Here is a 17549-nt window from a genome sequence, read left to right on the forward strand (position 1 = left end):
TCCCCATGAAGCTGTCAATGAAGCTTCGCACCCGTCTGTTCCTCAGCATTTCCGCGCTGATCACCGTGGCGCTGCTGGGCTTGTTGCTCGGGCTATACAGCGTCACCCAGATGGCGCGCGGCCAGAGCGAACTGATCCAGCGTGGCTTCACCGCCGTGCAGATTGGCCAGAAGCTACGCCAGCACCTGGGTGACGAGCTGATCGTGCTGATCGACCAGCAACCCAACCCGCAGGCCCTGGATCAGGTTCGCGAAGACTTCCGCGCGACGCTTGCCGAAGGCATCACAGCCAACCTGGGGGATCGCTACGTGAGCGGCCTCGAGCAAGCCGCGACACTCTACGATCAGATGGAGCAGGCAGCCGCCAGTGGCACGCCTGCCGGCCAAACGCCCCACAACCTGGCGTCCTACAAGCCATTCACCGATGCCTTCCAACGCCTGCGCAACCACCTGCTGGAAGAGCAGGATGATGTCGTCGCCCGCGTCATCGCAGCCGAGGAAGGCGCTGGTGAGCGCTCGCAACTGATTGCCGCACTGCTCGCCTTCATCGGCCTTGCGGTTCTGGCCATTGGCGTACTCACCGCTCACGGCATCGCCCGCCGTTTCGGCGCGCCCATCGATATGCTGGCACGAGCCGCCGACCAGATCGGCCGTGGCCACTACGACGTCGTGCTGCCGGTTTCACCCGTGGTGGAACTGGCGGTACTCAGCCGCCGTTTCGGTTTGATGACCGAGGCCCTGCGCGAATACCACTCGAGCAACCTCAAGCAGTTGCTCAACAGCGAAGGCCGCCTGAAAGCAGTGCTCGACAGCATTGACGATGGCCTGATCATCCTCGATGCCCAGGGCCGGATCGAGCACGCCAACCCGGTGGCGCTACGCCAGCTGTCCTGGACTCCCGATATCCTGGAGCAGCCTATCGGCCCGCTGCTGCCCGATCATGCCGTGGACGAAGCCCTGCGTCAGGTACTCGCCGGTGAACTGCTGCGCGAACCGCCAGCGGACCTGCAGATCGAACGCGATGGCGAGGTACGTCTGCTGGCCTGGGCGCTGACCCCGATCCAATTGCGCGAAGGCGGCAGCGTCGGTGCGGTGATGGTGTTGCGCGATGTCACCAAGCAACGCGCCTTCGAGCGTGTACGCAACGAATTCGTCCTGCGCGCCTCGCACGAACTGCGCACACCGATCACCGGCATGCACATGGCATTCAGTCTGTTGCGCGAGCGCCTCAAACTGCCCACGGAGGGACGCGAACAGGATCTGATGCGCACCGTCGACGAAGAAATGCGCCGTCTGGTGCAACTGATCGACAACCTGCTGGACTTCTCTCGCTACCAGAATGGCCTGCAGACCCTGCAACGCAAGCCATGCGACCTGGCCGCACTGGTCGAACGAGCCCAGGTACGCTTCGCTGGCGAAGCAGTCGGGCGTGAAATAACCCTGACCGGCGAAGCACACGAGCCGCTCCCCCAGCTCGCCGTCGACGCCGCACAACTGGAGCGCCTGCTCGACAACCTGATCAGCAACGCCCTGCGCCACAGCAATCCGGGCGGTAATGTGCGGCTGCAGGTACGACGCCATGGCGAGCAGGTGATCTTCAGCGTGCAGGACGACGGTGAAGGCATTCCCTTCGAGCAGCAGGCGCGCATTTTCGAGCCGTTCGTGCAGATCAGTCGGCGCAAAGGCGGAGTCGGGCTTGGACTGGCGTTGGCACGGGAGATCGTGCAGTTGCACGGCGGCCGGCTCGACGTCCAGTCACGCCCTGGCGACGGCGCCAATTTCTACTTCAACCTACCGGTGTGAGCAGAGTGAACGGGAAGTGGCAAAAGGGTAGAACGGCGATTGCCGCCGGGCGGGCTAAACCACCCTTCGGGGAATGCGGAACGTAGAGGAATGGGGCAAAGGCTGCTGTAGGGTGGGCTTCAGCCCACCACTCAGATCAACACAGCTTCAGCGCAGCACCGGATCGAACTTGAAGCGGCGACCGGCCATCCACGCGCCCAGAAAGGCCAGGCCGAAGAAACCGCTGGCACACTTGAGCGCCAGGGCTGGGGTTCCTTCCAGGCCGGGATTCAGCCACAGGGCAGACAGGCTCAAGAGGGTCATGATCAACAGAAACACAGCACTTCTGGACATGGCAGGACTCCTTGTCGGTCAGAACACCCAGCGCGGGGTGCTGTCAGCGGGGCGCGGCTCGCGGTTGCCGGTTTCGGTCTCGGCGGGGTCGGAGATGCGCACCCACTGACCGTCGTCGTGAAGACCGCGAGAAGTCTGCTGACGCAGCTCACCAGCCTCGCCCTGTAGGGTACCGACGCGATAGTCCCGAACCTGTGGGGTGGAAACGGTGAATTCGGCGGTCTTGGCACTGGCACCGGCCGTATCCGAGAAATCTTTGGCGTAAGCCCCGTTGACCAGCAATGCAGCGGCGCAGAACAGGCTCAGTCGGACGATGTACATGACGCTTCTCCATAGCAGATCAGTCGGGGACTTACATGACTGTCTGTTGCAGCGCTCATGCCAACCTGAATTACCTAATAAAATCCTTTTAAATCAATGATTTAACCAAAAATAAAACAAGGGCTTTTCATGCACTTTGCAAGATGCACGAACCCTGACACGTGCAATTTGCACGATCAATTGTGGCGAGGCAGAACCACACTGAAACAAGAACCTTCGCCAAGCCGGCTGCTCAGCTCGATACGGCCACCATGGGCTTGCACGATCTGCTCGCTGATGAACAGACCGAGCCCCAGCCCCTGAGACACGTTGGATCCCGCAACCCGCTCGAACTGCTCGAATACCCGGCCCTGATCGGCTTCGGAAATACCCATGCCCTGGTCACGCACTTCGGCGCGCACCACGTCTTGCTCCACCGTCACCCGTACCGACACCGGCTTGCCGCCGCCGTAGCGCAGGGCGTTGGTCAACAGATTGGCAAGCACCTGTTCGATGCGGAACTCGTCCATCATCACCGGTGCCGGACCGTCCACCTGCAACTCGACATGACAGCCCTTGCTGGTGAACTGCGCGGCCAGGCTCTCCACCACGCTGCCCGCCAGCACGCCCAGGTCACCCGGCTGCGGGCGCACGGAGAGCTTGCCGGTACGGATCCGCGAGACATCCAGCATGTCGTCGATCAACCGGCTCAGACTGCGGATCTGGCGCTCGTCGCGAGCCACCATCTCGTGCAGCTTATCCGGGGTGAAGGCGTCGTCGCGGCCCTGTTCCAGGCGCAGCTTGCGCAGCTGTACATCGAGAATCAGGCCATTGAGCGGCGTGCGCAGTTCGTGCGAGGCGATCGACATGAACACGTCACGCATCTGCACCGCCTTCTGCAACTCGCCTTGGGTCTCGCGCAACTCGGTGAGCAGCGCCTCCTGTTCACGACGAGCAGCCTCCACCACTTCCAGCTGCATGCTCAAAGCCTTGCGGTGGCGATACAGGTCGACGAACATCGCCACCTTGCTGCGTACCTCGAAGGGCGATAGCGGCTTGTGCAGGAAGTCCACCGCTCCGCTCTCGTACCCCCTGAAGGCGTAGTCCATGTCACGGCCGACGGCGCTGACGAAGATGATCGGGATGTGCTTGGTCTTCTCCGTGCCGCGCATCAGCTCGGCCAGCTCGAAGCCATTCATGCCCGGCATCTTCACATCAAGAATGGCCAAGGCGAATTCGTGCTCGAGCAACAATGACAGTGCTTCATCGGCGCTGCTGGCTTCGAATACGGTGCGATCCTCGCATTGAATCAACGAGCGCAGGGCCAGCAGGTTCTCTGGCAGGTCGTCGACAATCAACACCTTGGCTTCAATCTTCCTCAGCATGGCAGGGTATCCAGTTCGGTCAGTAGCACGCGCATGGCGTCGATGGACAGGAGAAAGTCCGGTTTCAGCAGCGCCAGCGCCGCCTCCGGCATGGTGGGCACCAGAGCGTCGGAGGGCTCCTGCACCAGAGTCAGACCGCCAGCGCGCTGGATTGCCAGCAGGCCAGCCGCACCATCCTCGTTGGCGCCGGTGAGCAGCGCGCCGGCCAACCGCTCGCCATAGGCATCAGCGGCGGACTCGAAGAGGATGTCGATCGAAGGCCGTGAGAAATGCCGTGGTTCCTCGCGGCTGAGCGAGAAACTGCGATCGGTTTCGATGGAAAGGTGGTAGCCGGCCGGCGCCACGTAGACCACGCCACCGCGCAGCCCCTCCTTGTCCTCGGCCTCCTTGGCCGGCAGGATCAGGCGGCGTGCGAGCAGGTCGGCGAGCAGGCTGTCGTTGCGATCCGGCACGTGCAGCAGACACACCACCGGCAAGCGATAGTCCAGCGGCAAGTCTTCGAGCAGTTGCAACAGCGCCTCCACGCCGCCAGCCGAGGCACCGATCACCAGCGCCTCCAGCGGGACGCGGAAGTGGCCGCGCAGATTGATCCGTTGCTCGCTCATCGCTTGCGGAAGATCCGCTCGGGACGCGAGACGGCTTCGAACTGCTGCGCGTAAGCGGAGAAATCCAGGCTTTCCTTGCTGCCCAGACCGAGGAAACCCCGATGGCAAAGCGAGTCGTGGAACAGGCCTAGGGCGCGATCCTGCAGGTCACGGTTGAAATAGATCAGCACGTTGCGGCAGGACACCAGGTGGGTCTCGGCGAACACGCTGTCGGTGGCCAGGCTGTGATCGGCGAAGGTCACGTTGGCGCGCAGCGACTTGTCGAACAACACCCGGTCATAGGCTGCCGAGTAATAGTCGGAGAACGCCCGCTTGCCGCCGGACAGCTGATAGTTCTGGGTATAGGTGCGCAGATTGTCGAGGGCGAAGATGCCCTGCTCGGCCTTCTCCAGCGAGTGCGGATTGATGTCCGTGGCATAGATCATGGTGCGTTCCAGCAGGCCTTCCTCATGCAGCAGGATAGCCAGCGAATACACCTCCTCGCCGGTGCTGCAGCCGGCCACCCAGACCTTCAGCGACGGATAGGTATGCAGCAGCGGCACCACCTGCTCACGCAGCGCCAGGAAGTAGCCAGGGTCGCGGAACATCTCGCTGACCGGGATGGTGAGGTACTGCAAGAGCTGCATGAAGGCCTTCGGCTCGTGCAGGATGCGCTCCTGCAGCGCCGAGATGGTCGGGCAATCCAGCTGGGTCTGCGCCTGCCGGATACGCCGCTTCAGCGAAGCCTTCGAATAGTCGCGAAAGTCGTAGCTGTAGCGCAGATAGATCGCTTCGATCAGCAGGCGCAGCTCGATTTCATCGGGCATCACAATCGCTCCAGCTTGGGCATCCACACGCGGATCAGGGAGAACAGGCGATCCAGGTCGATGGGTTTGGCCAGGTAATCATTGGCGCCGACCTCGCGGCAGCGCTCCTGATCATCCTTCATTGCCTTGGCCGTTACCGCAATGATCGGCAGATTCTTCCAGCGATCTTCCAGGCGAATCTGCCGGGTGGCTTCGTAGCCATCCATCTCCGGCATCATCACGTCCATCAGCACCAGGTCGATATCCTCGTGCTCACGCAGTTTTTCCAGTGCTTCGAAGCCATTGCGGGCAACCTCGACCGCCGCCCCCTTTTGCTCCAACGCACTGGAGAGCGCGAAGATATTGCGCACGTCGTCGTCCACCAGCAGAAGGCGCCGGCCTTCGAACAGCTTGTCGCGGCTGCGTGCGGTCTTGAGCATGCGCTGGTGCTCGCTGGACAGCTCGGCCTCGACCTTGTGCAGGAACAGGGTGACCTCGTCCAGCAGGCGCTCCGGCGAGCGCGCGCCCTTGATGATGATCGAGCGCGAGTACTTGAGCAGCTCGGCCTCTTCGTCGCGGGTCAGATTACGCCCGGTATAGACGATCACCGGCGGGAACGAGCAAATGTCTTCTTCGGCCATGCGCCGCAGCAGCTCGTTGCCGAGCATGTCGGGCAGCTTGAGGTCGATGATCATGCAGTCGTACACCGTGTCGCGCAGTTTCTCCAGCGCTTCGCCAGCCAACGCCACGGCGGTGATCTCGATGTCTTCGTCGCCGATCAGGCGGGCGACACTGTCGCGCTGCAGCGGGTCGTCCTCCACCAGTAGCACGCGCTTGACCTGCTGGTTGAGCTTGGCCTCGAGCTTGCCGAAGACCTCCTTGAGCTGATCACGGCTGGTGGGTTTGAGCGCATAGCCGACCGCTCCCAGGTGCAGGGCCGCTTCGCTGTGATCCTCCACCGAGACCACATGAACCGGGATATGGCGGGTCTGCGGGTCGTCCTTCAGGCGCTGCAGTACACCGAGGCCGGAGCCGTCGGGCAGGCGCATGTCGAGCAGGATGGCGTCCGGGCGGAACTGCCGCGCCAACTCCAGGCCTTCATCGGCGCAGGTGGCAACCAGGCAGGCGTAACCCAGCTCGTGGGCCAGATCGAAGAGGATGCGCGCGAAGCGTACTTCGTCCTCCACCACCAGCACCCGGCGCCCGCCGCGCTCGCCCAGGTGCTCACGGTCATCGGCGAAAGGTGCCGGCTGACGCGGCGCCGCTGGAGCGGCCACAGGGGCGACGGGTGCGGCAGGAACAGGAAGCGGAGCCGCCACGAACGGGGCCGGCTTGCTCTGGCTGCCACCGTCCACCAGCCGCTCGGGCAACAGCAGGATGAACGTGCTGCCTTCCCCCGGCGTGCTGCTGACGTCGATGGCGCCACCGAGCAGCCCGGCCAGATCGCGGGAGATGGACAGGCCCAGGCCCGTGCCGCCGTAGCGACGGTTGGTGGTGCCGTCGGCCTGGCGGAAGGCCTGGAAAATCGCCTCCTGCTGATCGGCTGCGATACCGATACCACTGTCGCGCACGGCGAAGGCCAGGGCCTTTTCGTCGTGGCGCGAAATGCTGAGGGTCACGCCGCCGCGGTCGGTGAACTTGAACGCGTTGGACAGCAGGTTGCGCAGAATCTGCTCGGCGCGCTGGCGATCGGTGAACAGCACCTCCGGCAAGCCGCCTTGCAGCTGGATGTCGAAGCTCAGGCCGCGCTCACGAGCCAATGGCTCGAACACGTCGCGCAGGCCTTCGATCATGCTGGCCAGCGGCGTGCGCTCGGGACGAACCTCGAGCTTGCCGGCCTCGACCTTGGCGATATCAAGGATGTCGTTGATCAGGTTGAGCAGATCATTGCCGGCTGAATAGATCGACTCGGCGAACTTCACCTGCTCGTCGTCGAGGTTGCCCTTGGCGTTTTCCGCCAGCAGCTTGGCCAGGATCAGTGAGCTGTTCAGCGGCGTGCGCAACTCGTGGCTCATGTTGGCGAGGAACTCGGACTTGTAGCGGCTGGCGCGCTGCAGCTCCTCGGCGCGCTCTTCCAACTGCGCCTGGATGCGACCGAGGGTGGTGTTGCGCTGATTCAACTCGTCACGTTGGTCGGCCAGCACCTGAGCCTGTTCGGACAGCTTCTCGTTGGTCTGCTCCAGCTCGGCCTGCTGAGTTTCCAGGTGCGCCTGCGACTCCTTGAGCACGCGGGCCTGCTGTTCCAACTCTTCGTTGGCCGCGCGCAACTCTTCCTGCTGGGTCTGCAGTTCTTCGTTGAGCTGCTGGGTGTTGCCCAGCACTTCCTGCAGACGCTGGCGATAGCGCGCTGCCTCCAGGGCATTGCCGACATTGACAGCGATGGCTTCGAGGAACTCGCGCTCGCGCGGCTCCAGGGCCCGCATGAACGCCAGCTCGATCACGCCGTTGACGCGCTCCTCCGATTGCAGCGGCACCAGGGCGACACTGACGGGTTGACCTTCGCCAAGGCTGGACGCGACCTTGATATAGTCTGCCGGCAGGCTATCCAGGCAGACCAGGCGACGGCCCTGAGCCGCCTGCCCGACCAGGCCCTCTCCCTTGTAGAACTGCTCCTGCATGTTATCGCCGCTAAAGCCGTAGCCGGCGACACGCTGCAGGTTGCCGGTCTGAGCATCGCGCAGGTACAGCGCCGCCACTACGCAGCCAAGGTATTCAGCGAGAAACTCAAGCGTGCGATCCGCCAGTTCCTGCACCCGCGGCTGGCCCAACAAGCGCTCCGCCAGCAGGGTCTGGCCACTGCCAAGCCAGGCGCGGCGGCGCTGCTCATCGGCGTAATCGGCCTGCTTGGCCAAGGCCTGCGAATAGGTCTGCGAGAGGTTGAGCAACTCGCGACGACCAAACAGTGCCAGCAGCGCACTGAACAGGATGGTCACTACAAGATAGGTACCAGCGCCCCAGGTCGTGGTGCTGCTGGCCTCGGCATTACGCTGCTGACGCAGCTCGCGCTCGCTGTTGATGAAGCTGTCCAACTCGCGGCGCATGCCGTCCGTAAGGTTCTTGCCGCGGCCACGGCCCACATCGTCGAGGAAGCTATCGCCATTGCGCCGACTGGCGATCACTTCCTGAGCGTACAGATCCCACTGTTCCTGCAGGGCCATCAGGCGATCAAGGCGCTGTATCTGCGGCGGATTGTCCGCCACGGTCTCGATGAGTTGCTCGGTCAGCGGACGAAACTTGCCGCGGGCCTGCTCATAGGGCGCGAGATACTCCTCTTTGCCACTGAGCAAGAAGCCGCGCATGCCGGTTTCCATATCGAGGGTCAGCTTGTAAACCTCGCTGGCCCGATTGAGCACCTGATCCGTGTGCTCCACCCAGCGCACCACATTGAGCAGGTAGCTGATCAACACGGCAAAGATCAGGGCACCGGCCAGTCCGATGCCGAGCGGCAGCCCGACATTACGATTGAGAATTCGGCGAAAACCTTTCTCGTCCATGGCGGACTCATTCGACACTGGGACGTCCATTCGATGATTGTCTCGCTGTTCTTATCTAATAGAGGGAGGCGTGTGGCACACTGACAGCCCGCAGACGCCGAAGTTTGCCAAACATTTGCGTATTCTGCGCGCCGAAACAGGGAGCCCCATGACCGAGACCGACTCCACCACGGCAAAGACCATCCTGCTGGTCGAGGACGACGACGTCGTTCGCACCCTCACCGTGGAGGTACTGCAGGAGTTCGGCTACCGCGTCCATGCCCTGCGTGACGCTGCCAGCACGCTGGAACTGCTGCGCAGCGATCAGCCGTTCGACCTGCTGATGAGCGACATCGGTCTGCCTGGTATGGACGGACGTGAACTGGTCAAGGCCGCACGCCAACTGCGGCCAACCCTACCGGTACTGTTCGCCAGTGGCTACAACGAGCGCGAACTGCTCGAAGAGGTGCGCGCCCGCGACACCGCTGCCGCCACTGACAGCATCGTCAAACCCTACGATTTCAAACTGCTGGCTCAGCGCCTGAGCGAACTGGCGGGCGCCCCGGGCAAGGTCTAGGCTGGAGAGGCCTCACCTGCACAGGAGCAAGGACGATGCACTCGCTCTCTCTCGCCGCCAGCCTGAGTGCGGCCCTGCTGTTGGCTGGCTGCGCCAGCCAGACCACCCAGCCGCAACAGTTCTCTGGCTACCTCGCCGATTACTCGCAGTTGCAACCCGCCCGCTCGGCAAGCGGCACGCCGGTTCTACGCTGGATATCGCCAGACTTCCAGGCCGAGCGCTACCCGTCGCTGTATATCGAGAAGCCCTCGTTCTACCCCGAGCCCACGCCCAGTGAACAGGTCAGTGCACAGACCCTGGAGCAGGTGCGCGATTACCTGCACCAGGCATTGATGCGTGAGATGCAGGGCGGCCGGATGAAACTGGTCGACACCCCGAACCGGGACAGCCTAGTGCTACGCAGTGCGATTACCGCCGTGACGGTGTCCACCGAGGGGCTCAAGGCCTACGAGGTGATACCCGTGGCGCTACTGATCGCCGCCGCCAGCACGGCCGCCGGCACGCGAGACCGCAACACCGATATCTACATCGAGCTGGAAGCCGTCGACGCACGCACCAGCGAACCGGTGCTGCGCGTGGTACGCAAGGGGCATGGTCTGGCGCTGGAAAACAGCACGGCACAACTCGGCCTGAACGACCTCAAACCAGTGCTTGATTCATGGGCACGCGATGCGCGCGACTTTCACCCGGCACTGCAGTGATCAGACGCCCGCCTGCAGATTGAGCACCAGCAGGCGCGCAGCGGTTTCGGCATCAGGCTGGCCATCGTAGTTGGCCGGGCGGTATTTCATCTGGAACGCGGCGATGACGTTACGCGTCGCCTCGTCCAGCTCGCCATGCTGCGGCACGGTGTAGCCCTGGTGCGCCAACTGCTCCTGGAACCACTGCACGCTCGGCAGGCTGGTGGTGAACAGCGCTTGCTGGCGCGCCACCGCCGTTTCGTTCGGCCATGGCACCAGGCCTTCGTCGGCCAGGCGCTTCCAGGGGAACAGCGGGCCTGGGTCGACCTTGCGCTGCGGCGCCACGTCGCTATGGGCAATGATCGAGCCCAGCGGTAGCTGGTGGCGCTTGACGATGTCCTTGAGCAACACGATCAGCGTGTCGATCTGATCCGGGGCGAACGGCTGCCAATAGCGACCGGCCGGGGTGTTGTAATAACCCTGGTTGACCAGCTCGATGCCGATCGTGGTGCTGTTGAGCCAGGTACGCCCCTTCCACTCGCTGACACCGACGTGCCAGGCCCGACGGTTCTCGTCCACCAGGCGGTAGACGGTCGCCGGCGCATCGCCGATCAGGTAGTGGCTGCTCACCTCGGTCTGCGTCAGCAGGCCCAGCGAACGCTGCAAGTCGGCAGAGGTGTAGTGCAGCACGACATATTGCACGCGGCTGTTCTGGCCGCTGGCGGTGTAGCTGTCATCGATGCGCAGGCCACCGGTACAACCAGCGAGCAGAACGAGAAAGAGGGCAAGGCAGATCGATTTCATGCGTGACCGAATACGCTTTGCAGGTTGTCGAGCAGCATGTCGACGCTGAGCATGATCAGCAGCATGCCCATCAGCCGCTCCACCGCCGTCAACCCGCGGGTTCCAAGAAAGCGTTGCAGGAACGATGCCTGCAACAGGATGAATGCCGTCGCCGCCCAGGCCAGGATCAGCGCCAGATAAAGCTCCCAGAGCGGCCCGGTGTGGGTATTGCGCAGGGTCATCAGCACAGCCAGGGCAGAGGGCCCTGCCACTGCCGGGGTCGCCAGCGGCACCAGCATCGGCTCGCCATCAGGCACGTCGCCGAGCAGGCCCTGCGGGCTGGGGAAGATCAGGCGCATGGCGATGACGAACAGGATGATAGCGCCGGCAATCGCCGTTGCCTCCCGCGACAAGCCCAGACCGCTGAGGAATTTGTCACCAAAGGTGAGAAACAGCAGCAACAGAGCCAGGGCGAACAACAGTTCGCGCGCAGCGATCCACAGACGCCGGCGCGGTTCGACGTTCTTCAGCGCAGCGATATAGATGGCGATATTGCCGAAAGGATCGGTGACCAAAAAGATCAGCACGGCGATGCTGAAGATGTCCATGAAGCGGCTCCACGTGCGGGGCCCGCTAGTTTAACCGGGTTGGCCCGGCATGTTCCTTGCGTTTCGATGCCATGACCCGGATCCAGGCCAGAACGCAGGTCATATTCGGCATAAACAAGGGCAGGAAGGCTTTTCATGACCGAAATTCGTGCATTCGTTCAGCAGAGCACCACCCATCAAAATGTATACAAAGTAGTAGCCAAAATGCCAATAAAGTGTCTACATTGATCGCACAAGAACAACAGCGAGTAGATTCAGCATGACCTCTACCCCTACCACGTCACGCCCAGAGGATGAAAACCTCGGCATGGGCGCCAACCTGCTCTATGGCCTGCAGCACGTCCTGACCATGTACGGCGGCATCGTCGCGGTACCCCTGATCGTCGGCCAGGCCGCAGGCCTGTCGTCCGCCGATATCGGCTTGCTGATTGCCGCATCCCTGTTCGTTGGCGGCGCGGCGACCCTGCTGCAGACGCTTGGCCTGCCATTCTTCGGCTGCCAGTTGCCGCTGGTGCAGGGCGTGTCCTTCGCCAGCGTGGCGACCATCGTCGCGATAGTCGGTGCCAATGGCGGTGAAGGGGGTCTGCCGGTGGTGTTTGGCGCAGTGATAGGTGCCGCGCTGATCGGCCTGTTGATAACGCCGATATTCTCCAAGATCACCAAGTTCTTCCCGCCATTGGTGACCGGCATCGTCATCACCACCATCGGCCTGACGCTGATGCCGGTGGCGGCCCGCTGGGCCATGGGCGGCAACAGCAGCGCAGAAGATTTCGGCAGCATGGCCAATATCGGCCTGGCAGCCTTTACCCTGGCCACCGTGTTGCTGCTGAGCAAGGTCGGTAGCGCGACCATCTCGCGCTTGTCGATTCTGCTGGCGATGGTGATCGGCACCCTGGTCGCCCTGGCGTTCGGCATGGCCGACTTCTCGCGAATCGGCGAAGGCCCGGTACTGGCCTTCCCTACGCCGCTGCACTTCGGCATGCCGGTGTTCGAGGTGGCCGCGATCATCTCGATGCTGATCGTGGTCATGGTGATCCTGGTGGAAACCTCGGCAGACATCCTCGCCGTCGGCGACATCATCGACACCAAGGTCGACTCCAAACGCCTGGGCAACGGCCTGCGCGCGGACATGATCTCCAGTGTGGTGGCACCGTTGTTCGGCTCCTTCACCCAGAGCGCCTTCGCCCAGAACGTCGGCCTGGTAGCCGTCACCGGCGTCAAGAGTCGCTACGTGGTAGCCACCGGCGGCCTGATCCTGGTGACGCTCGGCCTGCTGCCGATCATGGGCCGCGTGATCGCTGCAGTGCCGACCTCGGTACTCGGTGGCGCCGGTATCGTGCTGTTCGGCACGGTGGCGGCCAGCGGCATTCGCACCCTGGCCAAGGTCGATTACCGCAACAACATGAACCTGGTGATCGTCGCTACCTCCATCGGCTTCGGCATGATTCCCATCGCCATGCCGAGCTTCTATCACCACTTCCCGGCCTGGTTCGAAACCATTTTCCACTCGGGCATCAGCTCGGCGGCGATCATGGCGATCCTGCTCAACCTGCTGTTCAATCACTTCACAGTCGGCAACTCGGATCAGCAGTCGGTATTCGTCGCCGGCACCGAGCGCAGCCTGCGTTATCGCGACATCGCCGCCTTGCATGAGGGCGATCACTTCGTCGGTGGCAAGTTGTATGACGCCCAGGGCAACGAGGTACCGCTGCAGGATGAGGACGATCACGCGCCGGCGGCGCGAGCGACCTCCAAGGCAACGGTGCAGAGCAGCGCCGATACGAAGCAGGTCATGTCGTAGGGCAGGTTAGCGGTCTGTCATGTTGGCCCAGCCATCCGCACCAAGGGGTACGGCGCAACTCACCATCGACCAGGCGGGTTACGCCTGTTCGACCCGGTTACGACCAGCACCCTTGGCTCGATACAGCGCCTGATCGGCGCGCTCGAACACGGCGTCGGCGGTCACGCCATCAGTGAACTCAACGATGCCCGCCGAAAAGGTGATGGTCACCGGCTCACCTTTGAAGTGGAAGGGGCAGGCCTCGATTGCCGTACGCAATGCCTCGAGCAATTGCAGCCCACTCTCCAAGGGCGTTGCCGGGATCAGCAGAACGAACTCCTCGCCACCGAAACGCGCGATGAAGTCGGTCTTGCGCAGGCGCTTCTGCAGCTCACCGGCGATGATCTTCAGCACACGGTCGCCGGCCAGGTGACCGTAACCATCGTTGATCCGTTTGAAGTGATCGATGTCCAACACCGCCAGCAGCAACTGCCCGCCATAGCGCTGGCGGCGCGCGACCTCCAGCTCCAGACGCTCAGCCCAGGCGGCGCGATTGGGCAACCCGGTCAGCGGGTCGAGCAGGGACTTCTGCCGCTGCTCCTCGATATGATCGCGAAACTGCTGGGCTTCGCGTTCCATGTCGGCCACGCGCTGCACCAGCCCCTGCAGGCGCTCGCCCACTTCTTCCTCACGCTGGTCACGCTGGCGCTGATGAGCGCTGACGCTCTGCAGGAGACCGTCGAGGCGTTGCTCCAGAGCCTGCTTGAGCGTTTCCAGATCCACGGCCTCCTGCACGCTGGACTGCAGGTCGGTGACCTGCTCGCGCAGCTCCTGATTGAAGCTGCGCGCACGCTCGACGGACTCGCTGTGGCCCTCGCTGGCTGCGCTGAGGGTGTCGATGAATGCGGCCAGGCGCTCGTTGAGCTGCTTGAGATAACCGGCGAATTCGCGCTGGCCGCTGTCGGTCACGGCCAGCACCAATACCGCGAGATCATCCAGCACGGGCACCAGTTCGTACCAGTTCAATGGCCCGAGCAGACGCTCCAGCAGGGCGTCGCCTTGCGGCTGATGGCGCGGTGGCAGCTCCAGTTCGGCCAGCAGAAGGCGCAAGCTTTCGGCGATGTGCGGCGCCACGGTGCTATAACCCGGCTCGCGATCAGGCAGGGCGAACGCCGCATCGGCATTCGCTTCGTCGGCGCCCAGCAGGCCCGGCGGCAGCGGCAGGCTGTCGAGCAGCGCTGCCGGCTTCGCGGCGACGGCAACAGGGCTGGCGGGTACCGATGCTGCAACAGCGACAGCGGTCGCCGGCTCCAGCCGGGTCGCGGCTCCCGGCAGCGACTCCCCCGGTACCGGCAACGCCAGCTCAGTCGCGACGGTAGGCTCGCTGGCCACTGCAGGCTCGGCAGCAGTCGCCGCTGCGGCATCGCTTCGGGTGCCGAACAGGCGTTGCAGCAAACCCGGCTGTTCAGGCGACGCTGCACGCAACTGGTCGAGTGTCTGCCCCTGCAGCTGACTCAACTGGCTGAGCACCGCTGGGAGCTTGTGGATATGGCTGGTGGCCTCCTCCATCTGCCGGCTCAGGGTCTTGAGTGCCTTGCGCACCTCGCGCGGAGGCTCCAGCCGTTGGAGTTGCGCGACCATCTGCTGCAACGCGCTCAGCGCTTCGCCAGCGCGCTGCTGGCGGCGCTGCTCGGAATCCAGCACGGCCTTTTCCAGGCGAGGAATGAGCTCCCCCAGGGGCGCATCCATATCGTCACGCCGGAGGATTTCGCGCATTTCCTTCATGCACTGATCCACCGCCTTGTCGGTGCCCTCGGCCGCCAGGCTGCTGCGCACCAGGCCACGACGCAACAGATCCAGGCGCAGATCCCAGCGTCGCTCAAGCTTTTCCTGGTGCTCCAGGCCGCTCAGGTACTTGTCTTTCCAGCGTTGGGCTGCGTCGCTCATGCGGCTTATCCGAGAGAAGGCGGGTTCGATATGGGCTTTTGGCCACTACTTTGAGCCTTCGGCAGACGGATTTCCACAGCCACTGGTAGGTGATCGGAGATAGGCTGGCTCAGTACATCGACACGGCCCAGTTCGAGCTCCGGGCTGAGCAGAATATGATCGAGACAGCGCTGCGGTCGCCAACTGGGAAAGGTGGCCTCGACCTGAGGCGCTACCAGGCCCAGATCACGCAACGGGGAGTTTTCCAGCAGGTCGTTGGCGTGGGTATTCATATCCCCCATCAGCACCAGATGACGAAACTCACTGACCCGCTCACGGATGTAAGCCAACTGTCGGGTGCGCGTTCGCGCCCCCAGCGCCAGGTGCATCATCACCACGCCTAGGGCCTGTTCGCCTTCACCGAGGCGCATGAAGATCGCACCACGGCCAGGCGGGCCTGGCAGAGGATGATCTTCCAGCAGAGTCGGACGCAAGCGGCTGAGCACGCCGTTGCTGTGCTGGGCGAAACGACCAAGGTTGCGATTGAGCTGCTGGTACCAGTAGGGGAAAGCCCCTTGCTGGGCCAGGTATTCCACCTGATTGATGAAGCCCGAACGCAGGCTGCCACCATCGACCTCCTGCAGGGCGACCAGATCGAAGTCGGCGAGCAGGTCACCGATGCGTTGCAGATTGCCAACACGTCCGGCATGCGGCAGCACATGCTGCCAGCTGCGCGTCAGGTAGTGGTGGTAACGCTGAGTATTGATACCGACCTGGACGTTGAAACTGAGAAGACGCAGCAGGCCGTCGGCGGGCCAGTCGTCGTTCGGCGGACAGTGCGGATTGACCTGTGGATCACACAGGCCAACCGCACGGGTCTGTCGCCAGCGGCGCAGCATGTCTTGCGCCTACCGCGCTTAGAGCGCGGCACGCTCCTTGGCGATCAGAAAATCAGCAACTTTGAGGGTCTGCTGCGGGCCACCGGACGAGCCCAGGTCGAAGCGATATTTGCCACCGACGATCATCACCGGTACGCCAGTGACCTGGTAGGCCATGGCCAGCTTCTTGGCCTTTTCCATCTGGCCTTTGATGGCGAAGGAGTTGAAGGTCTTGAGGAAGGCATCGCGATCCACACCCTGGGTAGCAATGAAGTCGGCGAACTCTTCAGCCGATGCCAGCTTCTTCTTCTCCTGGTGGATGGCGTTGAACACGGCATCATGCACCTTGTGCTCGACCTTCATGGCTTCCAGTGTGAGGAATGCCTGACCGTGCACGTTCCAAACCCCGCCGAACAGCGCCGGGACGCGAACGAAGTTGACGTCGTCCGGCAGCTTCTCGACCCAGGGGTTGAGCGTGGATTCGAACTGGTAGCAATGCGGGCAGCCGTACCAGAACAACTCGACCACTTCGACCTGGCCCGGCTTGGACACCGGCACCGGACTGTTGAGTTCGACATACTGCTGGCCGGCGACTGGTTCGGCATGGGCAGTGAGGCCGAACAGGCTGCTGATCGCCAGAGCGGCGCCGAAAATCAGGTTACGCATGGGGGTACTCCTTGACTGGATAAGCGTCGCCCTGGTGGCGATTCGAGACTATGACTCACTACCATTGGGCCGGTTCCGCCCATTGTAGCCATGGCGCATACGAAAAAGGGCGGCCGAAGCCACCCTTTGTCTTGCCAAAAGCAACAAGCTCTTGGTCTTTTGAAAATTTCGCGAGCTAGAGCCCTGCAAGGAAGAAACAGGAGAGGAAGCGGAGTGTACTTTTGTACATGAGCATTCCGATCCTGTTTCTGACGCCGCAGGGCCGACGCGCAGCAAATTATCAGTGCAGACCCTGGATGAAGCTGGATACGGCTTCAATATCCTTGTTGCTCAGCTTGGCAGCGATGGCACGCATGATCATCGCATCGCCGTCGTTGGTGCGGTTACCTTCACGGAAATCGGTCAACTGCTTGGCCACGTATTGAGCGTGCTGGCCACCCAGGTGCGGGAAGCCGGCAGCCGCCAGGCCAGCGCCGTCAGGCGAATGGCAACCGATGCAGGCCGGCATGCCCTCTTCCAGCTTGCCGCCGCGGAACAGCGCTTCACCATGCTCGACGAGCTTGGGATCGGCAGCACCGACGCTCATCTTCTGGCTGGAGAAGTAGGCGGCGATATCAGCCATATCCTGCTCGCTGAGGTTATCCAGCATGCCGGTCATTTCAACGACCTGACGGTTACCGGACTTGATGTCGTGCAGTTGCTTGAGCAAGTAGCGCTCGCCCTGGCCGGCCAGTTTGGGGAAGTTTGGCGCGGGGCTGTTGCCATCGGCGCCATGGCAGGCGCCACAGACAGCGACTTTGCCCTGACCGGCTTCGGCATCGCCAGCAGCCTGCGCCACGCCAGTGAGGCCCAGGGTCAACAGCAGACTCACGAGTACTTTGTTCATCAGCTAATCCAATTACGGCTAAAAGAGAAAGGGTTATCAGGTTGTTGAAAAACTACCTGCGTTGCCATTGCTGCCTCGCTTG

Annotated in this window: 16 protein-coding genes; 4 read left to right on the plus strand and 12 right to left on the minus strand. The window is 62.8% G+C overall.

Annotation, left to right across the window (positions count from 1 at the left end; translation table 11 throughout):
• The first annotated feature begins 5 nt into the window (after window positions 1–5).
• Window positions 6–1802 (plus strand): ATP-binding protein, encoded by a 1797-nt coding sequence (locus tag C7A17_RS09385; protein ID WP_106737785.1) that lies wholly within the window; start codon window positions 6–8, stop codon window positions 1800–1802.
• A gap of 147 nt (window positions 1803–1949) precedes the next feature.
• Here C7A17_RS09385 and C7A17_RS09390 read toward each other — a convergent pair whose 3' ends face one another.
• The 6 genes from C7A17_RS09390 to C7A17_RS09415 form a co-directional block, all read right to left on the minus strand.
• Window positions 1950–2135: a PA3371 family protein gene (locus tag C7A17_RS09390; RefSeq protein ID WP_106737786.1), complete on the minus strand. Its 186-nt coding sequence runs from the start codon at window positions 2133–2135 to the stop codon at window positions 1950–1952.
• Between the two features lie 18 nt (window positions 2136–2153).
• Window positions 2154–2456, minus strand: coding sequence for a hypothetical protein (locus C7A17_RS09395; RefSeq protein WP_106737787.1), 303 nt, complete (start codon window positions 2454–2456; stop codon window positions 2154–2156).
• A gap of 176 nt (window positions 2457–2632) precedes the next feature.
• On the minus strand, window positions 2633–3820 hold the full coding sequence (locus C7A17_RS09400) for a hybrid sensor histidine kinase/response regulator (RefSeq protein WP_106737788.1): 1188 nt from the start codon (window positions 3818–3820) through the stop codon (window positions 2633–2635).
• Window positions 3814–4425 carry a chemotaxis protein CheB gene (locus C7A17_RS09405; RefSeq protein WP_106737789.1) on the minus strand — a complete coding sequence of 204 codons (612 nt, stop codon included), beginning with the start codon at window positions 4423–4425 and terminating at the stop codon, window positions 3814–3816. Before C7A17_RS09405 ends, C7A17_RS09400 begins: the two co-directional genes overlap by 7 nt.
• Window positions 4422–5231, minus strand: coding sequence for a CheR family methyltransferase (locus tag C7A17_RS09410; protein WP_106737790.1), 810 nt, complete (start codon window positions 5229–5231; stop codon window positions 4422–4424). Before C7A17_RS09410 ends, C7A17_RS09405 begins: the two co-directional genes overlap by 4 nt.
• Window positions 5231–8704 (minus strand): response regulator, encoded by a 3474-nt coding sequence (locus C7A17_RS09415; RefSeq protein ID WP_199796410.1) that lies wholly within the window; start codon window positions 8702–8704, stop codon window positions 5231–5233. Before C7A17_RS09415 ends, C7A17_RS09410 begins: the two co-directional genes overlap by 1 nt.
• 148 nt (window positions 8705–8852) lie before the next feature.
• Here C7A17_RS09415 and C7A17_RS09420 point away from each other — a divergent pair, with 148 nt between their 5' ends.
• Both C7A17_RS09420 and C7A17_RS09425 read left to right on the plus strand, forming a co-directional pair.
• Complete coding sequence (locus tag C7A17_RS09420; RefSeq protein WP_106742835.1) at window positions 8853–9260, plus strand: response regulator; 408 nt, start codon at window positions 8853–8855, stop codon at window positions 9258–9260.
• Window positions 9261–9295: 35 nt separating this feature from the next.
• Window positions 9296–9961, plus strand: a complete 666-nt coding sequence (locus C7A17_RS09425) for a DUF3313 domain-containing protein (RefSeq protein ID WP_106737791.1) — start codon at window positions 9296–9298, stop codon at window positions 9959–9961.
• On the opposite strand, the gene C7A17_RS09430 is transcribed toward C7A17_RS09425, so the two are convergent.
• Entirely contained in the window at window positions 9962–10744 is a 783-nt protein-coding gene (locus C7A17_RS09430; protein ID WP_106737792.1) for an N-acetylmuramoyl-L-alanine amidase, read from the minus strand.
• Window positions 10741–11331, minus strand: a complete 591-nt coding sequence (locus C7A17_RS09435; protein ID WP_106737793.1) for a MarC family protein — start codon at window positions 11329–11331, stop codon at window positions 10741–10743. The genes C7A17_RS09430 and C7A17_RS09435 overlap by 4 nt, the downstream gene beginning before the upstream one ends.
• Before the next feature lie 259 nt (window positions 11332–11590).
• Between C7A17_RS09435 and C7A17_RS09440 the strand changes: the two genes are divergently transcribed.
• Window positions 11591–13132, plus strand: coding sequence for a nucleobase:cation symporter-2 family protein (locus C7A17_RS09440; RefSeq protein ID WP_106737794.1), 1542 nt, complete (start codon window positions 11591–11593; stop codon window positions 13130–13132).
• A 78-nt stretch (window positions 13133–13210) separates the two neighbouring features.
• Here the strand turns inward: C7A17_RS09440 and C7A17_RS09445 are convergent, their stop codons facing one another.
• The 4 genes from C7A17_RS09445 to C7A17_RS09460 form a co-directional block, all read right to left on the minus strand.
• On the minus strand, window positions 13211–15058 hold the full coding sequence (locus tag C7A17_RS09445) for a GGDEF domain-containing protein (RefSeq protein ID WP_106737795.1): 1848 nt from the start codon (window positions 15056–15058) through the stop codon (window positions 13211–13213).
• A gap of 5 nt (window positions 15059–15063) precedes the next feature.
• Window positions 15064–15936 (minus strand): endonuclease/exonuclease/phosphatase family protein, encoded by an 873-nt coding sequence (locus C7A17_RS09450; protein ID WP_106737796.1) that lies wholly within the window; start codon window positions 15934–15936, stop codon window positions 15064–15066.
• A gap of 18 nt (window positions 15937–15954) precedes the next feature.
• The gene (locus C7A17_RS09455; protein ID WP_106737797.1) at window positions 15955–16581 is read right to left on the minus strand and encodes a thiol:disulfide interchange protein DsbA/DsbL; all 627 of its coding nucleotides are present in this window, start codon (window positions 16579–16581) and stop codon (window positions 15955–15957) included.
• A 280-nt stretch (window positions 16582–16861) separates the two neighbouring features.
• Window positions 16862–17467, minus strand: coding sequence for a c-type cytochrome (locus tag C7A17_RS09460; RefSeq protein ID WP_106737798.1), 606 nt, complete (start codon window positions 17465–17467; stop codon window positions 16862–16864).
• Window positions 17468–17549 lie beyond the last annotated feature (82 nt).

It is taken from the genome of Pseudomonas mendocina (assembly GCF_003008615.1).
In the GTDB taxonomy this organism is placed as follows: Bacteria; Pseudomonadota; Gammaproteobacteria; order Pseudomonadales; family Pseudomonadaceae; genus Aquipseudomonas; species Aquipseudomonas mendocina_C.